Genomic DNA, 15,888 nt, shown 5'->3' with positions numbered 1-15,888 from the left:
TCTTTGGTGATTATTTTAGAAGAAACGAGGTGATTGCATTACTCTACGTGGGAATGATAGGTCAAAAGTCACAAAAACTTCATGAGAACTATCAGAAGCAACAGAGATGTCAGAGACAACTCGGTCATAAGCATAACCCACTTTTAAAGTGTCTGTAAGATTAACACCAAAAAGACCTGTAAAGGAATCCTCATAACGGTAACCTACACCTAATTCAAAGCGATTATTAAATAAGAAATTAGTATTCACATCAAAACTTATAGGAGCATCAAAGGCACCTTTAATTAAAGTATGAGGTTTAAACTTTACTGTGTCGCTTAGATCAAATACATAACCTGCAGTTAAGAAAAAGTGTTGTGTTTCACTCCCAAATTCAAGGCCATTTTCATCAAGGTGAGTAGCACTTAACATATTAGGTACTGAGAAACCAGTATACCAATTTTCCCCATATAGAAAAGCTCCAGCTCCAATATTTGGATAAAGTTCATTTAATCTTTCACTAAATAAAGGGTCGCCTGGTTGTGTAGTGCCTACCGTTGCTAGGTCTACGTTATGAAAGGTAACACCAGCTTTAAGACCTAGTGCCAAAGTAGTTTTTTGTCCTACTTGTAATTTATAACTAAAATCAGCATAAATGTTTTTTTCATTTACTGGACCAATAACGTCATTAATGAAGGATAATCCTAATCCTACACGATCACCTATTGGTGCGCTACCTGAAAAGGTGATGGTTTCTGGGGCTCCTACTACACCGGACCATTGCTGTCTGTAAAGTGAGGTAACTGATAAGCCTTCTTTAGTACCAGCATATGCTGGATTAATAATGTTTTGGTTGTACATGTACTGGGTGTACTGAGGATCTTGTTGCGCATGCACAACGCTTGTACAGGCTAGTGTTAAGAGTATCCCCATTGCAAGTAATTTTCTCATTCTTACAAGTTGGTTTAATTATGTAAATTAAGTTTTCCGTTTGTTTAATTATCAAATGTAGTATAATTGTTTTAATACAACACTCCATAATGTTCGAATATATGAAAATTGATTTTCTGGAAGCCTATAAGATTTCCTTAATAGATTAAGAGCATCGTTTTGAGGACTAATGGAAGTTAGTTTCGTCTAAAAACACTATAAACGGGAAAATGATCACTATATCCACCTTTGTATCTTCTTCCTACAAAAGTTCTTGAAGGTTGACCTCTATATTTACCTTTCCATTGTCTTAACATGATGTCGTCAAAAATATTGGCTTTTGAAAAATATAATGATTTAGGGATATCATTTTCAAGACTTTGACTTATAATGATTTGATCAAATAAATTCCATTTAAATTGATGGTTTAGGGTGCCTCTATAAAAAGTTTTAAGTGGAGCTGTTACATTTTTAAAGCCTTGTGGAATAATCACATTTTTAATACTATCATTCTCAGGATCGTCATTAAAATCACCTAGAATAATTACGTTATGACTATCATGTGTTTCGTGAGTGTTGCTATATCTCTTCTTTTCAGGGTCATTTTTATTGATATGAGCTATTAATTTTTTAGCAACTTCGACTCTTTTATGATTAGTCTCTTCGGCGCCATCTCTTCTCGACGGCCAGTGATTTACATAAATATCTAAAGGCATGCCAGCTAGCTTTCCTTTGACATATAAAATATCTCTGGTATAATCTTTAGTTCCGTTCTCTTCTATAAGTTCTATGCTTATAGGAGCACTATGATGTACGGTAAATAAATCCTCGTTGTAAATAAGGGCAACATCGATTCCTCGTTCATCGGGACTGTTGTAATGAATAAAGTTATAGTTTTGATGAGACAGTTTGGGTTGACTAAGTAATTCTTTAATCACTTTTTTATTCTCAACTTCAGCTATACCTATTAGTACTGGCAATTTTCCGGTTTCTTCAAAACCAATTTTACTTATGCAATCACTTATTCTATTCAGTTTTTTTTGATACCTATGTGGAGTCCACTCATTTCTTCCAAACTCAGTAAAATCATCATCTAAAATATTAGGGTCGTTTATTACATCAAAAAAGTTCTCGAGGTTATAAAATGCGATGGTGTATTGTTCAAAAGCATGACTAGGTATCGCTGCTGACATATGTTGTTGATTTAATTTTTAAAAGTAAGATCCTTGTTTTTACAGAGTAGTGGTTTAAAATACCAAACAGTATCTAACAAAATTTAATTTATATGGAAATGGATAGATTGTATTTTTTTAAAAAGTCAATACAATTGGTAATTGCCACCGTATCTCTCTCTAATTTACTCATCATTACGGCGCCTTCCAATGTTGCTATATAAACGTTTATTAACTGCTCGGTATTTATATCAGCTTTAATTTGTTTATGTTTTATTCCTTGTTCAATAATCCGTTTTATGGAGCTTTTTAAGTTTACAAGCATTCCAAAAGATTGCTGTCTGAGAACAAGATTTGCGTCATCACTTTCAATAGCGCTATTAAGCAATGGGCATCCTCCTTCAAATGGTGGATCTACTAGATAATTCTCAAAAAAATCAAATACCACATTCATTCTAGATATAAAATCTGTGGCTTGTTTGATGTTTATAGTTAAAGTGGAGAACATTCTTTTATTTAAGCTGCGTAACGCTTGTTGTTCTAGGTCTTCTTTATTCTTAAAATGTTTGTAAATGGCTCCTTTTGTGAAGCCTGTAGCGTTGGTAATATCACTTAGTGAAGTGGCTTTATATCCATGCTTATTGAATAAATTTGCACTTGTATTGAGAATATGTGATTTTGTTTTTTCTGGATTGCGCATACTCAAAAATACCAAATGGTATCATAACATACAAGTATGAAATTAAGTTACGAATTAGTGCCAGGTAATAAAGAAAGCATCGTTTTGTTACACGGTTTTTTAGGATACAAACAACAGTGGAATGGATTATTGCCTTTTCTAAAAGGATTTAATCTAATTTTTATAGAATTACCTGGTCATGGAAACAGTGCTAGTCAAGATGAGCCCTATTCAATTGAAGATCTGGCAAATGAAATAAACACGCTTATTGAATCAATTGGAGTATCTAAATTTCATGCGGTAGGTCATAGTATGGGTGGCTATGTGTGGTCCGCTTTCGCGAAAGCGCAATCTAACAAACTATTGTCGCTTACATTAATTAACAGTGTGGGTACTCGTGATACCGACCAGCGTAAAGAGGTACGTAATCATTCATTAAACTTTATTGATAAATACCAAGAGACCTATATGAAAATGGCTATTGGAAATTTATTCACTGTCCAAGAGAAGTCGGTTCATAAGGGAATTATCCGTGATATGATCAATAAAGCAAAAGAAATGGATATTACTAGCGTACGTCATGCTATAGTAGCAATGCGTGATAGACCTTCTTATTCAAATGAGCTAAGTAAGGTGAAAAATTTAATCTATATAGCAGGTGAAGAGGATGAAGTTGTTCCTTTAAATAGGATTAAAGAAGAGATTAAACTAACTCAAGGAGATCTTTTTGTAATAGCGTGTGGACATATGAGCCTGGTAACTCATCCTGAAGAAATTGCAAGAAACATGCATTTCATCGAATAAAAACATCAGTTAATAGGTTTTTTCCTTAAATAAAGCATAAATTCATCCTCGTAATTAATCATTTGTCAATTATGAGTAAGAAGTTTCCCTCTAAATCCTTGCTTTGTTCCATCACTGGACATAAATACCGAGTGAGTAAAGAAATAACCGATCACGTTAAGGAGTATACGTGTTGTAAGTGCAACAAGAAAATGACATCGACCATTTATGGTCAACTACTACCTCTTAATGATCAGTACTCTAGATTGAATAGAGCGCTTAGCTCACTACAACAAGCCAAAGTATTAAAAGAAAGTTATTCTTGAAAGCTGTTCCAGCCCATTGCCTTAATCTCAATTTGTTCTCCACCTCTTGTGATTAGATGATTGCCAAAGCTTTTATCCACTACATGTCCAATCACCGTTAGATTAGGGTTTGCCTTGATCTTTGGATAATCTTCTTGACTAATAGTGAATAACAATTCATAGTCTTCGCCACCACTTAAGGCGATAGTAGTGCTGTCTAGGTTGAACTCTTCACAAACATTAATTACAGTTGGATCTAACGGTATTTTTTCTTCATAAAGTTTGATACCAACATCGCTATTTTTGCTAAGGTGTAAAATTTCTGAACTTAAACCATCACTCAAATCAATCATTGAGGTAGGAACTACGTCTAACTGTTCTAATAGTAGCGGAATATCTTTTCGGGCTTCAGGCTTTAATTGTCTTTCCAGAAGATAACTATAAGGTTCCATATCGGGTTGATTATTTGGATTTGCCTTGAAAACAGCTTTTTCTCTTTCAAGAATCTGTAATCCCATATAGGCCGCACCTATATCTCCAGTGAGTACGAGTAAATCACCATCATGTGCGCCGCTGCGTTTTACGATTTTACTTTCCTCTTGATGACCTATCGCAGTTACAGAAATTATTAGACCGCTGGTGGATGATGTGGTGTCACCACCTATTAAATCAACACCGTAAGTTTTACAAGCAAGGTGAATTCCTTGATAGAGTTCTTCAAGGGCCTCAAGGGGAAAACGATTAGATACAGCTATAGAAACAGTTACTTGAGAAGCCTGGGCATTCATAGCATAAACATCAGATAAATTAACCATAATAGCCTTATACCCTAGATGTTTTAATGGAACATAAGAAAGGTCAAAGTGTATACCTTCTACCAGCATATCAGTAGTTATGACATTAGGTTGTTTGGTATGAATAATTGCAGCATCATCACCTATTCCCAGTAATGTACTGTCATTATTAATTTCCACTTGTTTAGTAAGAGTCTCTATAAGACCAAATTCACCTAAATTCTCTATACCTGTACGGCTTTGATTTTTATTCTCTAGCATGATGCAAAATTACAATTTACTTACGGTTTTACCCGTGTGCAATCTCTATCTTGTTATAGGTAGTATTTATAAGTGTATTAACCCTTTGTATGCCCTTGCTGTCGTATATTTGCACACATTTTGATTAATCAAATAATATTATGATAAACGTTTCAGAAACAGCTAAGGTTAAGCTAGCTCAACTTATGAGCGAGGATGGATTTACCATAGATAAGGACTATGTGCGTGTAGGAGTAAAAAGTGGTGGTTGTAGTGGTTTGTCATACGAGTTAAATTTTGACGACTCAACAACTGATACAGATAAAATTTTTGAAGCAAACGACGTGCGTATAGTGGTCGATAAAAAAAGCTTTCTTTACCTAGTAGGAACAACTCTAGAATATAGTGGTGGGCTTAATGGAAAAGGATTTGTGTTCAATAACCCAAATGCACAACGCACATGCGGTTGTGGTGAGAGCTTTTCGCTTTAATTTTTAAACACATTTAAGATGTCTAAGTACACAGAAGAAGAATTAAAAAAGGAACTCGAGACTAAAGAGTACGAGTACGGCTTTTATACCGATATTGAATCTGATACGATTCCCGTAGGTCTTAATGAGGATGTGATAAAACTAATTTCTCAAAAAAAGAACGAGCCACAATGGATGACAGATTGGCGATTAGAAGCGTACAAGGCTTTTAAAGATATGGTCGAGCCAGAATGGGCAAACGTACATTACAAAAAACCAGATTTACAAGCTATATCATACTACAGCGCTCCTAATAAAAAGCCTAAGTACGAATCTCTGGATGAAGTGGATCCGGAATTGTTGGAGACCTTTAATAAATTAGGAATTTCCCTTGATGAGCAAAAGAAATTAGCAGGAGTAGCTGTGGATATTGTAATGGATTCAGTTTCTGTGGCAACGACCTTTAAAGAAACCCTAGCCGAGAAGGGAATCATATTCTGTTCAATTTCAGAAGCTATTCAAGAACATCCAGAGTTGGTTAAAAAATATATAGGAACTGTTGTACCACAAAAGGATAACTACTATGCAGCGTTAAATAGTGCTGTGTTCTCAGATGGATCTTTCTGTTACATCCCAAAAGGTGTGAGATGTCCTATGGAGTTGTCTACTTATTTTAGAATAAATCAAGCAGGAACTGGTCAATTTGAACGCACCCTTGTAATTGCCGATGAAGGTAGTTATGTCTCTTACCTTGAAGGATGTACAGCTCCTAGTCGTGATGAAAACCAATTACATGCAGCAGTGGTAGAGCTTATTGCTCTGGATGATGCAGAGATTAAATACAGTACCGTTCAAAACTGGTTTCCAGGTGACAAAGAAGGTAAGGGTGGAGTATTCAATTTTGTAACAAAAAGAGGTTTGTGTGAGAAAAACGCAAAAATCTCATGGACACAAGTTGAAACCGGTAGTGCTGTTACATGGAAATACCCTAGCTGTGTATTAAAAGGTGACAATTCAATTGGAGAGTTTTACTCCATCGCAGTTACTAACAACTTTCAGCAGGCAGATACAGGGACCAAAATGGTTCACCTAGGAAAGAATACTAAATCCACGATTATTTCAAAAGGAATAAGTGCTGGAAAATCTCAAAATTCATATAGAGGATTAGTTCACGTAAGTCCACGTGCTGCAAATGCTCGTAATTTCTCTCAATGTGATAGTTTACTTATGGGGAATGAATGTGGAGCGCACACTTTCCCATACATAGAGAACAAGAACAGTAGCTCTCGCATTGAGCACGAGGCCACAACTAGTAAAATCGGTGAAGATCAAATATTCTATTGTAATCAACGAGGAATAGATACCGAGAAGGCAATCGCCCTTATTGTAAATGGTTTTTCAAAAGAAGTACTTAATAAGCTTCCTATGGAATTTGCTGTAGAGGCTCAAAAACTTCTTGAAATAAGTTTAGAAGGATCTGTAGGATAAATTAATAATAAAACGTAGTTGTTTAGGATATCGCTTTCGCGAAAGCGTACTTAAAAAAAACCAATCATCATTTTATTCACTATGAGAAAAATACTAGCGATTACACTTTTAACAATCATCTCACTAGCTTGTAAGCAACAATCAAAGGATGACGAAAACACGGACGCTTCTGTGGTTGAAATGGACAATACAAGTAGTATTCCTGAAGGTCAAGTTGAATTGAGAGGAGAATTTATTGTATACGAGGATATTATCGTTCTCAATACAACTAGTAAAATTCATGAAGTAGAAAGAAATGATGTGGCGTTACAACTAGTTGATAGAACAAATCCACTTAAAAAGAATGAGTACGACGCGCCTATAGTTACTCTTCAAGGTAAACTTAAACCAAACCCAAAACTAGAACGAGGTGAAGAAGGATGGCCAGAAGTTTTTACCATTCATAAAATAATAGAAATTAACCCAGCTCTTGAGAGCAACGTGATCACAACAGGATCCAAAGTAGAATTAAAAGACATCAAGTAGATCGATATGTTAAAGATAAAAAACCTTAAAGCCTCAATTGAGGACAAAGAAATCTTAAAAGGAATAAATCTAGAAATTAAGCCTGGAGAAGTGCATGCTATAATGGGACCTAATGGTTCTGGTAAATCAACATTTGCCAATGTTATTGCAGGTCGCGAGGAATATGAAATGACAGATGGTTCTATCGAATTAGATGGTGAGGAAATTTCTGAACTTGATCCAGAAGAAAGAGCACACCGCGGTGTTTTTCTTTCGTTTCAATACCCTGTAGAAATTCCAGGTGTATCAGTAACAAATTTCATGAAAACTGCGATCAACGAGACTCGCAAGGCACAAGGTAAAGATGAAATGCCTGCAAAGGACATGCTTAAATTGATTCGTGAAAAATCAGAACTACTTGAAATAGATCGTAAATTTTTGTCTCGATCGCTAAATGAAGGTTTTTCTGGTGGTGAGAAAAAGCGTAATGAAATTTTTCAAATGGCGATGCTAGAGCCTAAACTATCTATTCTTGATGAAACAGATTCAGGATTAGATATTGATGCATTGCGCATTGTTGCAAATGGTGTGAATAAGCTTAAAAGCAAGGATAATGCAACCGTAGTGATTACTCACTATCAAAGGTTACTTGATTATATAGTTCCAGATTATGTACATGTACTATATAAAGGTAGAATCGTAAAGTCTGGTGGTAAGGAACTAGCTCATGAATTAGAAGAAAGAGGTTACGACTGGATTAAAGAAGAGGTTGACGCCTAGTAGTCTAATAATGATTTTTGCAGTTGATCAAATACTTACGATAGTACTGTAAAAACATAATAAAAAGAATTATGAGTTTTAAAGACAATATTATTTCCTCCTTTATAGCGTTAGAATCTCAGGTAGATACAAATTCTTATGTACATGGATTGCGCAGCGATGCTTTAAAGCAATTTGAAACAGTAGGAATACCACAACGCAAGGATGAAGCTTATAAATACACGAGTTTAAAATCTCTTTTTAATAAAGACTATTCTTTATTCCCAAAAACAGATTCTCATATTGAATATCGTGACATCAAAAAGTATTTGATGCACGAGATTGATACTTACAAGGTGATTTTTGTGGATGGTGTTTACAATTCCCAATTATCACAAACAACACACGACAAGTATGATATTTGTTTGATGTCAAGTGCGTTAAGTAAGGATAAATATGCTCCTGTAATTGAGAACCACTACAATAAAATTGCTGGTAATGATAGCTTAACTTCTCTCAATACAGCATTTGCTCGTGAAGGTGCTTACATACATATTGGTAAAAATGTAGCAGTACGCAAACCTATTGAGATTGTTTATTTCTCAACAGGAAATGAAAATGCTGCAATGATGCAACCTAGAAACCTAGTTGTCGTAGGTGAGAATTCTCAAGTTCAAATTATAGAACGCCATCAAAGCCTGAGCTCAAATTCTGTGTTGACAAATGTGGTTACAGAGATTTATGCAGATCAACGCGCTATGGTGGATTATTACAAAATACAGAACGACAATGTTGAAGCTTCTTTAATAGATCACACAAGCGTTGAACAACAGTCAAATAGTGAGGTAAGATTGCATACTTTTTCATTTGGCGGTTCTATAACACGTAACAATTTATATTTCTATCAAAAAGGAGAGCACTGTAATTCTTTACTTAATGGTGTGACTATATTAGAAGGTAAACAACATGTTGATCATAGCACACTTGTTCATCACACACAACCTAATTGTGAAAGCTATCAGGAATACAAGCAAATCTTTGATGATAGATCTGTAGGTGTATTTAATGGTAAAGTTTATGTAGATAAAATTGCCCAAAAAATTAACGCCTTCCAGCAAAACAATAACATTTTAATTAGTGATAAAGCAACCATAAATGCAAAACCACAATTAGAAATTTTTGCTGACGATGTAAGATGTTCACATGGTTGTACTATTGGCCAATTAGATGAGGATGCTATGTTTTACATGCAGTCTCGTGGTATTGGTAAAAAGGAAGCTAGAGCTTTACTCATGTTTGCCTTTGCAAACAGTGTATTAGAAAGTGTTAAAATACCAGAAGTAAAGTCTAGAATAACCAAGATTATAGCTCTTAAATTAGGAGTAGAAATAGGATTGGATTTATAAAGATTATTAGAAGTAATACTTTAAAAACCAGTCCTTGAGACTGGTTTTTGTTTTAAAAAATTAAACTTAAGGAAAACACTATTCTTATCGTAGTGTTCACTTACAGAACGTACCTTTGTAATATGTTTGATGTACAAAAAATAAGACAACAGTTTCCAATACTTCAAAGACAAGTCAATGGAAAGCCTTTAATATATTTTGACAATGCTGCAACCTCACAAAAGCCCCAAGCAGTAATTGATGCCATTGTAAAATATTACAGTCATTACAATGCAAATATTCATCGTGGTGTTCATGCTTTAAGTCAGGAGGCGACAGATTTATTTGAGCAAGCCCGTGAAAAGACAAGAGCATTTTTTAATATACCACAGGCTAAACAAGTAATATTCACATCGGGTAATACACATTCGATAAATGCAGTTGCCAGTGGAGCACATGTTTTTGTCTCAAAAGGTGATGAGGTGATTGTAAGTGCAGTTGAACACCATTCAAACATAGTTCCTTGGCAAATGCTTTGTGAAAAAGTAGGAGCTGTACTTAAAGTGATTCCAGTTTTAGACGACGGTACATTAGACATGAAAACCTATTCTAATCTACTTAGTAATAAGACTGCATTTGTAGTTGTAAACCATATTTCAAATGCACTAGGTGTTACTAATCCTGTTAAGGAAATAATTAAACAAGCGCATGAGTTTAATGCTTTAGTTTTAGTTGATGGTGCTCAATCTTGTGGACACATGACTGTCGACGTGCAGGCTCTTGATGCAGATTTTTACACAATGGCCGGTCATAAAATGTGCGGTCCTACTGGTATAGGAGTTTTATACGGTAAAGAAAACTTGTTAAACCAATTACCACCTTATCAAGGTGGTGGCGAGATGATTGATCAAGTAACTTTTGAGCACACTACCTACGCAGGTTTACCTCATAAATTTGAAGCAGGAACTCCAAATATTGCCGGTGGTATTGCATTAGGAGCGGCTATCGATTACCTAAATGAAATAGGTATGGACAATATTGCAACATACGAGAATGAGCTATTAGAGTACGGTACAGCACAGCTCAAAACTATTCCAGGTGTTACAATTTTAGGAGAAGTAACTGACAAAGCGGCGGTAATTAGTTTTGTTGTAGATAAGCTGCATCCATACGATATAGGAACCATTGTAGATAAATTAGGTGTTGCAGTACGTACGGGTCATCACTGTGCACAGCCAGTTATGGATAGATTTCAAATTCCAGGAACTATAAGAGCAAGCTTTGCTTTTTATAATACTAAAGAAGAAATAGACATAATGGTACAAGCTTTGCAGCGAGCTGTTAATATGTTAGCTTAGTGTAAGCTTAAATAAGTGAAGTTATGATGAAAAAAGCAGCAATTTTTGTAATGATCATTTTTACAACCTTAAGTTGTAAAACGATAGAAGACATGAATGGTAATTATAAAGTAACTACTGTAGGTGATAATAATTATGGTGAGTATGATATCACTTTAAATATAGAAACCGATGGAACAGTGAATAGAATCTCTGGAAAATCTGCTTGTAACCAGTATTCGGGTGAATTTAAATACCAGGGAACGTCTATTGAGATTGGACCACTTATGGGCACAAAAATGTATTGTAGGGAATTAGACAAAATCGAAAGAGATTATACCGCACACTTAACAAAATCAGTGCAAGTAAAACCTACTGAAGATGGTCTAGAATTATTTGATGAATCAGGTACACTTACTATAAAAGCAATCAAGATTAAATAATGGCTACTATACAAGATATACAAGAGGAAATAGTTGATGAGTTTGCAATGTTTGATGACTGGATGCAGAGGTATGAGTACATGATTGATCTAGGTAAGAACTTGCCATTAATTGACGAAACTCAAAAAACCGAGGACAAACTTATTAAAGGTTGTCAATCCAAAGTTTGGGTTGACGCGCAATTAGATAACGAAAAAGTACATTTTACGGCAGATAGTGATGCTATTATTACCAAAGGAATTATAGCTATACTTATAAGAGCTTGGTCTGGTCAAAAACCACAAGATATTATTGCCGCAAATACAGATTTTATAGATCAAATAGGTCTCAAGGAGCATTTATCTCCTACCAGAGCAAATGGTCTTGTATCAATGATTAAACAGCTTAAAATGTATGCTGTAGCATACCAATCACAATTAAATTAAATCATGGAAGAAATAAACGGTCAGGAAATAGGAGAAAAAGTAGTAAGAGTTCTTAAAACTATCTACGATCCAGAAATCCCAGTAGATATATACGAGCTAGGACTTATATATGATGTGATGGTAAGCACTGATGCCGATGTGAAAATCCTCATGACCTTAACATCACCTAATTGTCCGGTGGCAGAAACTCTACCAGTTGAGGTAGAAGAGAAAGTAAAAACTCTCAAAGAGGTTAACGATGCCGAGGTAGAAATCACCTTTGATCCACCATGGAGTAAGGATCTCATGAGTGAAGAGGCAAAACTAGAATTAGGCATGTTGTAGTATGGAGGAAATCGTGAATCGAGTAGCGCAAAGCAAGTTGCGCACCATTGACCTTGAAGATTTTTATTTACCAGGAACACGCAGTGTTATTGATATATCACAATGGTTACTTGAAGGTCTGGTAGTGGTAGAATCTCGCTTTCGCGAAAGCGTAAAAAACACTGATTTCTCTATTTACAAAGACCACTATGTAGCCATTCATTGCAGTACCGATGCAATCGTGCCACAGTGGATATGGATGTTGTTACAAAGTCATCTTACTGGAATTGCAAAAAAGGTGATTTATGGAGATCTTCAACACCTTGAAAGCGTGTTGTATACAGAAGTTCTTAATAACCTTGATTTATCAGAATATCAAGACCTACCAGTAATTATTAAAGGATGTTCAAACAAACCAGTACCGGTAAACGCCTACTTAATGCTTACTGAAAAATTACAACCTATCGCCCGATCCATAATGTACGGTGAGGCATGTAGCGCCGTTCCTATTTTTAAAAAGCCTAAAAAATAACAATGTCTTTTATAGGTTATATTGCTGTTTTCTTAATCTTAAGATGGTTATATGTGAGCTTTATGGGTGGTTATACCCAACAAAGCTCTACGCAACCTAGATATCGCAGCCATTCTAATAATACAGTAAGTCCACAAGATTTTGAACTCAATTTACTTTCGCTTACTAGTATAGTCATTAAGGCAGATGGTAATGTAAGTCAACGAGAACTGGATTATGTGAGGAATTACTTTGTAAGTTCTTATGGTAAGGATAGAGCCAATGCTGTTTTTAGGGTATTTAACGATGTGGTAAAAAAGCGACAAGTAAACGCACAACGCATTTGTCAAATGCTTAATACTCGTACCACCTACGAGACACGATTGCAAATTCTTCATTTTCTATTTGGTATAGCACAAGCCGATGGTCACGTTAGTGACCCAGAATTGCGAGTACTGCAAAACATAGCTAGTTACTGTAGATTAAGCAGCAGGGATTTTATATCTATTAAAGCCATGTTTGTAAAGGATCGTGACAATGCTTATAAAATCCTTGAGATAGAAAAATCGGCAACAGATAATGAGGTGAAAAAGGCCTACAGATCAATGGCCAAAAAGTATCACCCAGATAAACTTGTTCACATGGACGAGGCGTACCGTAAAGGCGCCGAAGAAAAGTTCCGTAAGGTACAAGAGGCTTATGAGAGTATCAGGAAAGAACGTGGCATGAATTAAATCTCTTTCCTTTAAGATACTTATCCTGATGAATTTTCCTTTGAGATAAATTACTTTTGCAGGCAAATCACTTTTCCCATGAACGTACTTATTTTAGGTAGCGGTGGTCGTGAGCACGCGTTTGCCCACGCTATTGAAAAAAGCGAATTACTAACCCAATTATATGTTGCACCTGGTAACGCAGGTACGGCAGCAATAGCAACAAATGTTGATCTAGGTGTCACTGATTTTGATGCTATCAAAGAGTTCTCGTTAAAAAACAATATTAATATGATTGTTGTAGGTCCAGAGGCACCACTAGTTGCCGGGATTTATGATTATTTCCAACAAGAAGAAACATCACATATTAATGTTATAGGTCCTTCAAAGAAAGGTGCCGTTTTGGAAGGTTCTAAAGAGTTTGCTAAGGAATTCATGCAACGCAATGGTGTTCCAACGGCTGCCTATTCTAGTTTTACGGCCCAAACCGTAGAGGATGGAAAGAGATTTTTGGAAACTCTAAAAGCTCCTTATGTGCTTAAAGCCGATGGTCTAGCAGGAGGAAAAGGTGTACTTATAATCAAGGATCTTAAAGAAGCTCAAGATAGCCTAGAAGAAATGCTCGTAGGAGGAAAATTTGGTGAAGCGTCCAATAAAGTCGTGATTGAAGAATTCCTTGACGGTATTGAAATGAGTGTATTTGTAATGACCGATGGAGAGCATTATAAAATATTACCTAATGCTAAGGACTATAAACGAATAGGTGAAGGCGATACAGGTTTAAACACAGGTGGAATGGGCGCCGTGTCTCCAGTACCATTTGCAGATCATGTCTTGATGGAAAAGGTTGAGCAACGTATTATACAGCCTACCATTTCTGGATTCAAAAAGGAATCAATTACGTATAAAGGTTTTGTATTTATTGGCCTTATGATAGTAAATCAAGAGCCCTATGTAATCGAATACAACGTGCGCATGGGTGATCCTGAAACAGAGGTTGTTCTACCTAGAATTAAGTCTGATTTATTGAGACATTTGTCCGCTTTCGCGAAAGCGGAATTAAACAAGGAGCAACTAGAAATAGACAGTCGTAGTGCTACTACAGTAATGTGTGTGTCTGGTGGATATCCAGAAGCCTATGAAAAAGGGAAAGTGATTACTGGGATTAATGAAATTGAAGACAGCATTGTTTTTCACGCAGGTACAACTGTTAAAGATGGTGCTGTTGTCACTAATGGAGGTAGAGTTATTGCTGTAACCAGTTATGGTGAAGATTTCAAACAGGCACTAAAAAAATCTTATCAAAATGTAAAACAGCTACAATTTGATAAGATGTATTATAGAAGTGATATAGGATTTGACCTATAAAACTTATGATTCAAACGTCTTACTTCAAAAACGAGTGAGACGTTTGTGTTTTATCTTCTTCACCATTTTGGTCAAAGATGCGCAATTGCTTCATCCAGTAACCTAATGCTACGATAAGTATAATGATGGCGATCCAAGTAATAGAGTTTGCAGCCCACCAATTTTCATTTTCTAGCTCTCTTAAAAAATCTAAAGGAGCAAATAAAAGATCTACAAATAAGTATTCGATTCCTTCTAATAATTCTTTCATTGCAGTAAATTGCTTGTTATCCTGCAAAAGTAATATAAAAAGCTGATGCTTCATAGATTTTTTGAAACTACTCAACCTATTCATTACGCACTTTATAGTGGGCTCGTAATTGTTGCTGGATTTACATCTGTATTTTGGTTTGAGCAACTCTCGTTCCAGACGATTACAACTGTTTTGGGATTAGTCTTTTTATTGCTATTGACTCAGTTTATTCTAATAAAAAATGAACTTACTCAAAACTCTAGTTATGCTTTTATGAGCATGTCTGTGTTATTGTGTTTGTTGTTTCCTAATGTTTTTTCGGATTGGTTGTGGTTAGCTAATCTTTTAATATTTATGTCTTTAAGGCGATTGCTTAGTATGCGTACTAGGCATTCCATATTGTCCAAAATTTTTGATGCTAGTTTCTGGATAACTATAGCTTCCTTAATTGAACCAAAATTTTGCCTTTTTTTCCTTCCAGTTTTTGTTGGAGTCTTTTTGTGGGCTCGCAATAATTATAGATTCTGGGTTATTCCATTTTTAGGGATTACAACCGTGTTAATAATTAGCTGGGTAATTCAATTATATTTTAATATTGACTTATTACCTAGATTAATTTTGAGTTCTTCCTATGAGTTTGCGGGATCATATGTTCTACAACTTCACTGGGTTTCTATCCTATTGCTTTCATTTATTGTAGCAGGAATAATTTTATATGTAGGATCAATAATAAGTGTCATTCATAAGACAAGAGCAAAGTATTCAGTGTTATTCTTTTACAGTCTAGTTTCTGCAATAATTTTTTTGTGGTTAGATAAAAATCAAACAGCCAGTCAACTATTATTGTTTTTACCAACTGTTCTTTTTCTAAACTACATTTTTACTTCTTCATCAAATAGAGTTTTAAAAATTATTCTGGTATTAATCCCTATTGCGATTTTAGTTGTGAGAACGATATTCATTTTGTAAAACACTCTTTACAGGCATGGCAAAATAAAATAATTGTAAAATAATTGCCGTTCTACTATAAATCAGTGATAACTGTATTAACTTTAAGACATTATCCGA

At 35.2% G+C, this 15,888-nt stretch carries 20 protein-coding genes; 15 read left to right on the top strand and 5 right to left on the bottom strand.

Annotation, left to right across the window (positions count from 1 at the left end):
* Positions 1-15: 15 nt before the first annotated feature.
* The 3 genes from AAT17_RS07070 to AAT17_RS07060 form a co-directional block, all read right to left on the bottom strand.
* On the bottom strand, positions 16-930 hold the full coding sequence (locus AAT17_RS07070) for a type IX secretion system membrane protein PorP/SprF (RefSeq protein WP_042276574.1): 915 nt from the start codon (positions 928-930) through the stop codon (positions 16-18).
* A gap of 176 nt (positions 931-1,106) precedes the next feature.
* Complete coding sequence (locus AAT17_RS07065) at positions 1,107-2,102, bottom strand: endonuclease/exonuclease/phosphatase (protein ID WP_060523421.1); 996 nt, start codon at positions 2,100-2,102, stop codon at positions 1,107-1,109.
* 88 nt (positions 2,103-2,190) lie between these two features.
* On the bottom strand, positions 2,191-2,781 hold the full coding sequence (locus AAT17_RS07060) for a TetR/AcrR family transcriptional regulator (protein WP_060523420.1): 591 nt from the start codon (positions 2,779-2,781) through the stop codon (positions 2,191-2,193).
* A 36-nt stretch (positions 2,782-2,817) separates the two neighbouring features.
* On the opposite strand from AAT17_RS07060, the gene AAT17_RS07055 reads away from it, so the two are divergent.
* Both AAT17_RS07055 and AAT17_RS13295 read left to right on the top strand, forming a co-directional pair.
* The gene (locus AAT17_RS07055; protein WP_060523419.1) at positions 2,818-3,564 is read left to right on the top strand and encodes an alpha/beta fold hydrolase; all 747 of its coding nucleotides are present in this window, start codon (positions 2,818-2,820) and stop codon (positions 3,562-3,564) included.
* A 71-nt stretch (positions 3,565-3,635) separates the two neighbouring features.
* On the top strand, positions 3,636-3,869 hold the full coding sequence (locus AAT17_RS13295) for a hypothetical protein (protein WP_157539243.1): 234 nt from the start codon (positions 3,636-3,638) through the stop codon (positions 3,867-3,869).
* Here the strand turns inward: AAT17_RS13295 and thiL are convergent.
* Positions 3,860-4,903 carry a thiamine-phosphate kinase gene (gene thiL / locus AAT17_RS07050; RefSeq protein ID WP_042276567.1) on the bottom strand — a complete coding sequence of 348 codons (1,044 nt, stop codon included), beginning with the start codon at positions 4,901-4,903 and terminating at the stop codon, positions 3,860-3,862. The two genes, AAT17_RS13295 and thiL, sit on opposite strands and share 10 nt — an antisense overlap.
* 140 nt (positions 4,904-5,043) lie before the next feature.
* On the opposite strand from thiL, the gene AAT17_RS07045 reads away from it, so the two are divergent.
* The 12 genes from AAT17_RS07045 to purD all read left to right on the top strand — a co-directional run bounded on the left by AAT17_RS07045 (position 5,044) and on the right by purD (position 14,588).
* On the top strand, positions 5,044-5,373 hold the full coding sequence (locus AAT17_RS07045) for an iron-sulfur cluster assembly accessory protein (RefSeq protein WP_042276565.1): 330 nt from the start codon (positions 5,044-5,046) through the stop codon (positions 5,371-5,373).
* A gap of 18 nt (positions 5,374-5,391) precedes the next feature.
* Positions 5,392-6,840: a Fe-S cluster assembly protein SufB gene (gene sufB, locus AAT17_RS07040; RefSeq protein ID WP_042276562.1), complete on the top strand. Its 1,449-nt coding sequence runs from the start codon at positions 5,392-5,394 to the stop codon at positions 6,838-6,840.
* 81 nt (positions 6,841-6,921) lie between these two features.
* Complete coding sequence (locus AAT17_RS07035; RefSeq protein ID WP_060523418.1) at positions 6,922-7,365, top strand: hypothetical protein; 444 nt, start codon at positions 6,922-6,924, stop codon at positions 7,363-7,365.
* Positions 7,366-7,371: 6 nt separating this feature from the next.
* Positions 7,372-8,124, top strand: a complete 753-nt coding sequence (gene sufC, locus AAT17_RS07030; protein WP_042276558.1) for a Fe-S cluster assembly ATPase SufC — start codon at positions 7,372-7,374, stop codon at positions 8,122-8,124.
* A 71-nt stretch (positions 8,125-8,195) separates the two neighbouring features.
* Positions 8,196-9,509 carry a Fe-S cluster assembly protein SufD gene (gene sufD / locus AAT17_RS07025; protein ID WP_060523417.1) on the top strand — a complete coding sequence of 438 codons (1,314 nt, stop codon included), beginning with the start codon at positions 8,196-8,198 and terminating at the stop codon, positions 9,507-9,509.
* A gap of 122 nt (positions 9,510-9,631) precedes the next feature.
* Entirely contained in the window at positions 9,632-10,846 is a 1,215-nt protein-coding gene (locus AAT17_RS07020) for an aminotransferase class V-fold PLP-dependent enzyme (protein WP_060523416.1), read from the top strand.
* Positions 10,847-10,869: 23 nt separating this feature from the next.
* A complete protein-coding gene (locus AAT17_RS07015) occupies positions 10,870-11,268 on the top strand; it encodes an META domain-containing protein (protein WP_042276550.1) in 399 nt (132 codons plus the stop codon).
* Positions 11,268-11,693, top strand: a complete 426-nt coding sequence (locus tag AAT17_RS07010) for a SufE family protein (protein ID WP_042276548.1) — start codon at positions 11,268-11,270, stop codon at positions 11,691-11,693. Before AAT17_RS07015 ends, AAT17_RS07010 begins: the two co-directional genes overlap by 1 nt.
* A 3-nt stretch (positions 11,694-11,696) precedes the next feature.
* Entirely contained in the window at positions 11,697-12,017 is a 321-nt protein-coding gene (locus tag AAT17_RS07005; RefSeq protein WP_042276546.1) for an iron-sulfur cluster assembly protein, read from the top strand.
* Position 12,018: 1 nt separating this feature from the next.
* Complete coding sequence (locus AAT17_RS07000) at positions 12,019-12,528, top strand: DUF2480 family protein (RefSeq protein ID WP_060523414.1); 510 nt, start codon at positions 12,019-12,021, stop codon at positions 12,526-12,528.
* A gap of 2 nt (positions 12,529-12,530) precedes the next feature.
* Positions 12,531-13,241: a TerB family tellurite resistance protein gene (locus AAT17_RS06995; protein ID WP_060523413.1), complete on the top strand. Its 711-nt coding sequence runs from the start codon at positions 12,531-12,533 to the stop codon at positions 13,239-13,241.
* A 78-nt stretch (positions 13,242-13,319) separates the two neighbouring features.
* Complete coding sequence (gene purD, locus AAT17_RS06990) at positions 13,320-14,588, top strand: phosphoribosylamine--glycine ligase (RefSeq protein WP_060523412.1); 1,269 nt, start codon at positions 13,320-13,322, stop codon at positions 14,586-14,588.
* 19 nt (positions 14,589-14,607) lie between these two features.
* Here purD and AAT17_RS06985 read toward each other — a convergent pair whose 3' ends face one another.
* Positions 14,608-14,838 (bottom strand): hypothetical protein, encoded by a 231-nt coding sequence (locus tag AAT17_RS06985; RefSeq protein ID WP_060523411.1) that lies wholly within the window; start codon positions 14,836-14,838, stop codon positions 14,608-14,610.
* Between the two features lie 45 nt (positions 14,839-14,883).
* On the opposite strand from AAT17_RS06985, the gene AAT17_RS06980 reads away from it, so the two are divergent.
* Positions 14,884-15,789 (top strand): hypothetical protein, encoded by a 906-nt coding sequence (locus AAT17_RS06980; protein WP_060523410.1) that lies wholly within the window; start codon positions 14,884-14,886, stop codon positions 15,787-15,789.
* The last annotated feature ends 99 nt before the right edge of the window (positions 15,790-15,888 follow it).

This window comes from Nonlabens sp. MIC269, assembly GCF_001430865.1.
GTDB lineage: Bacteria > Bacteroidota > Bacteroidia > Flavobacteriales > Flavobacteriaceae > Nonlabens > Nonlabens tegetincola.
The sequence above is the reverse complement of the archived record's forward strand: the minus strand, read 5'-3'. Positions and strand labels throughout refer to the sequence as shown.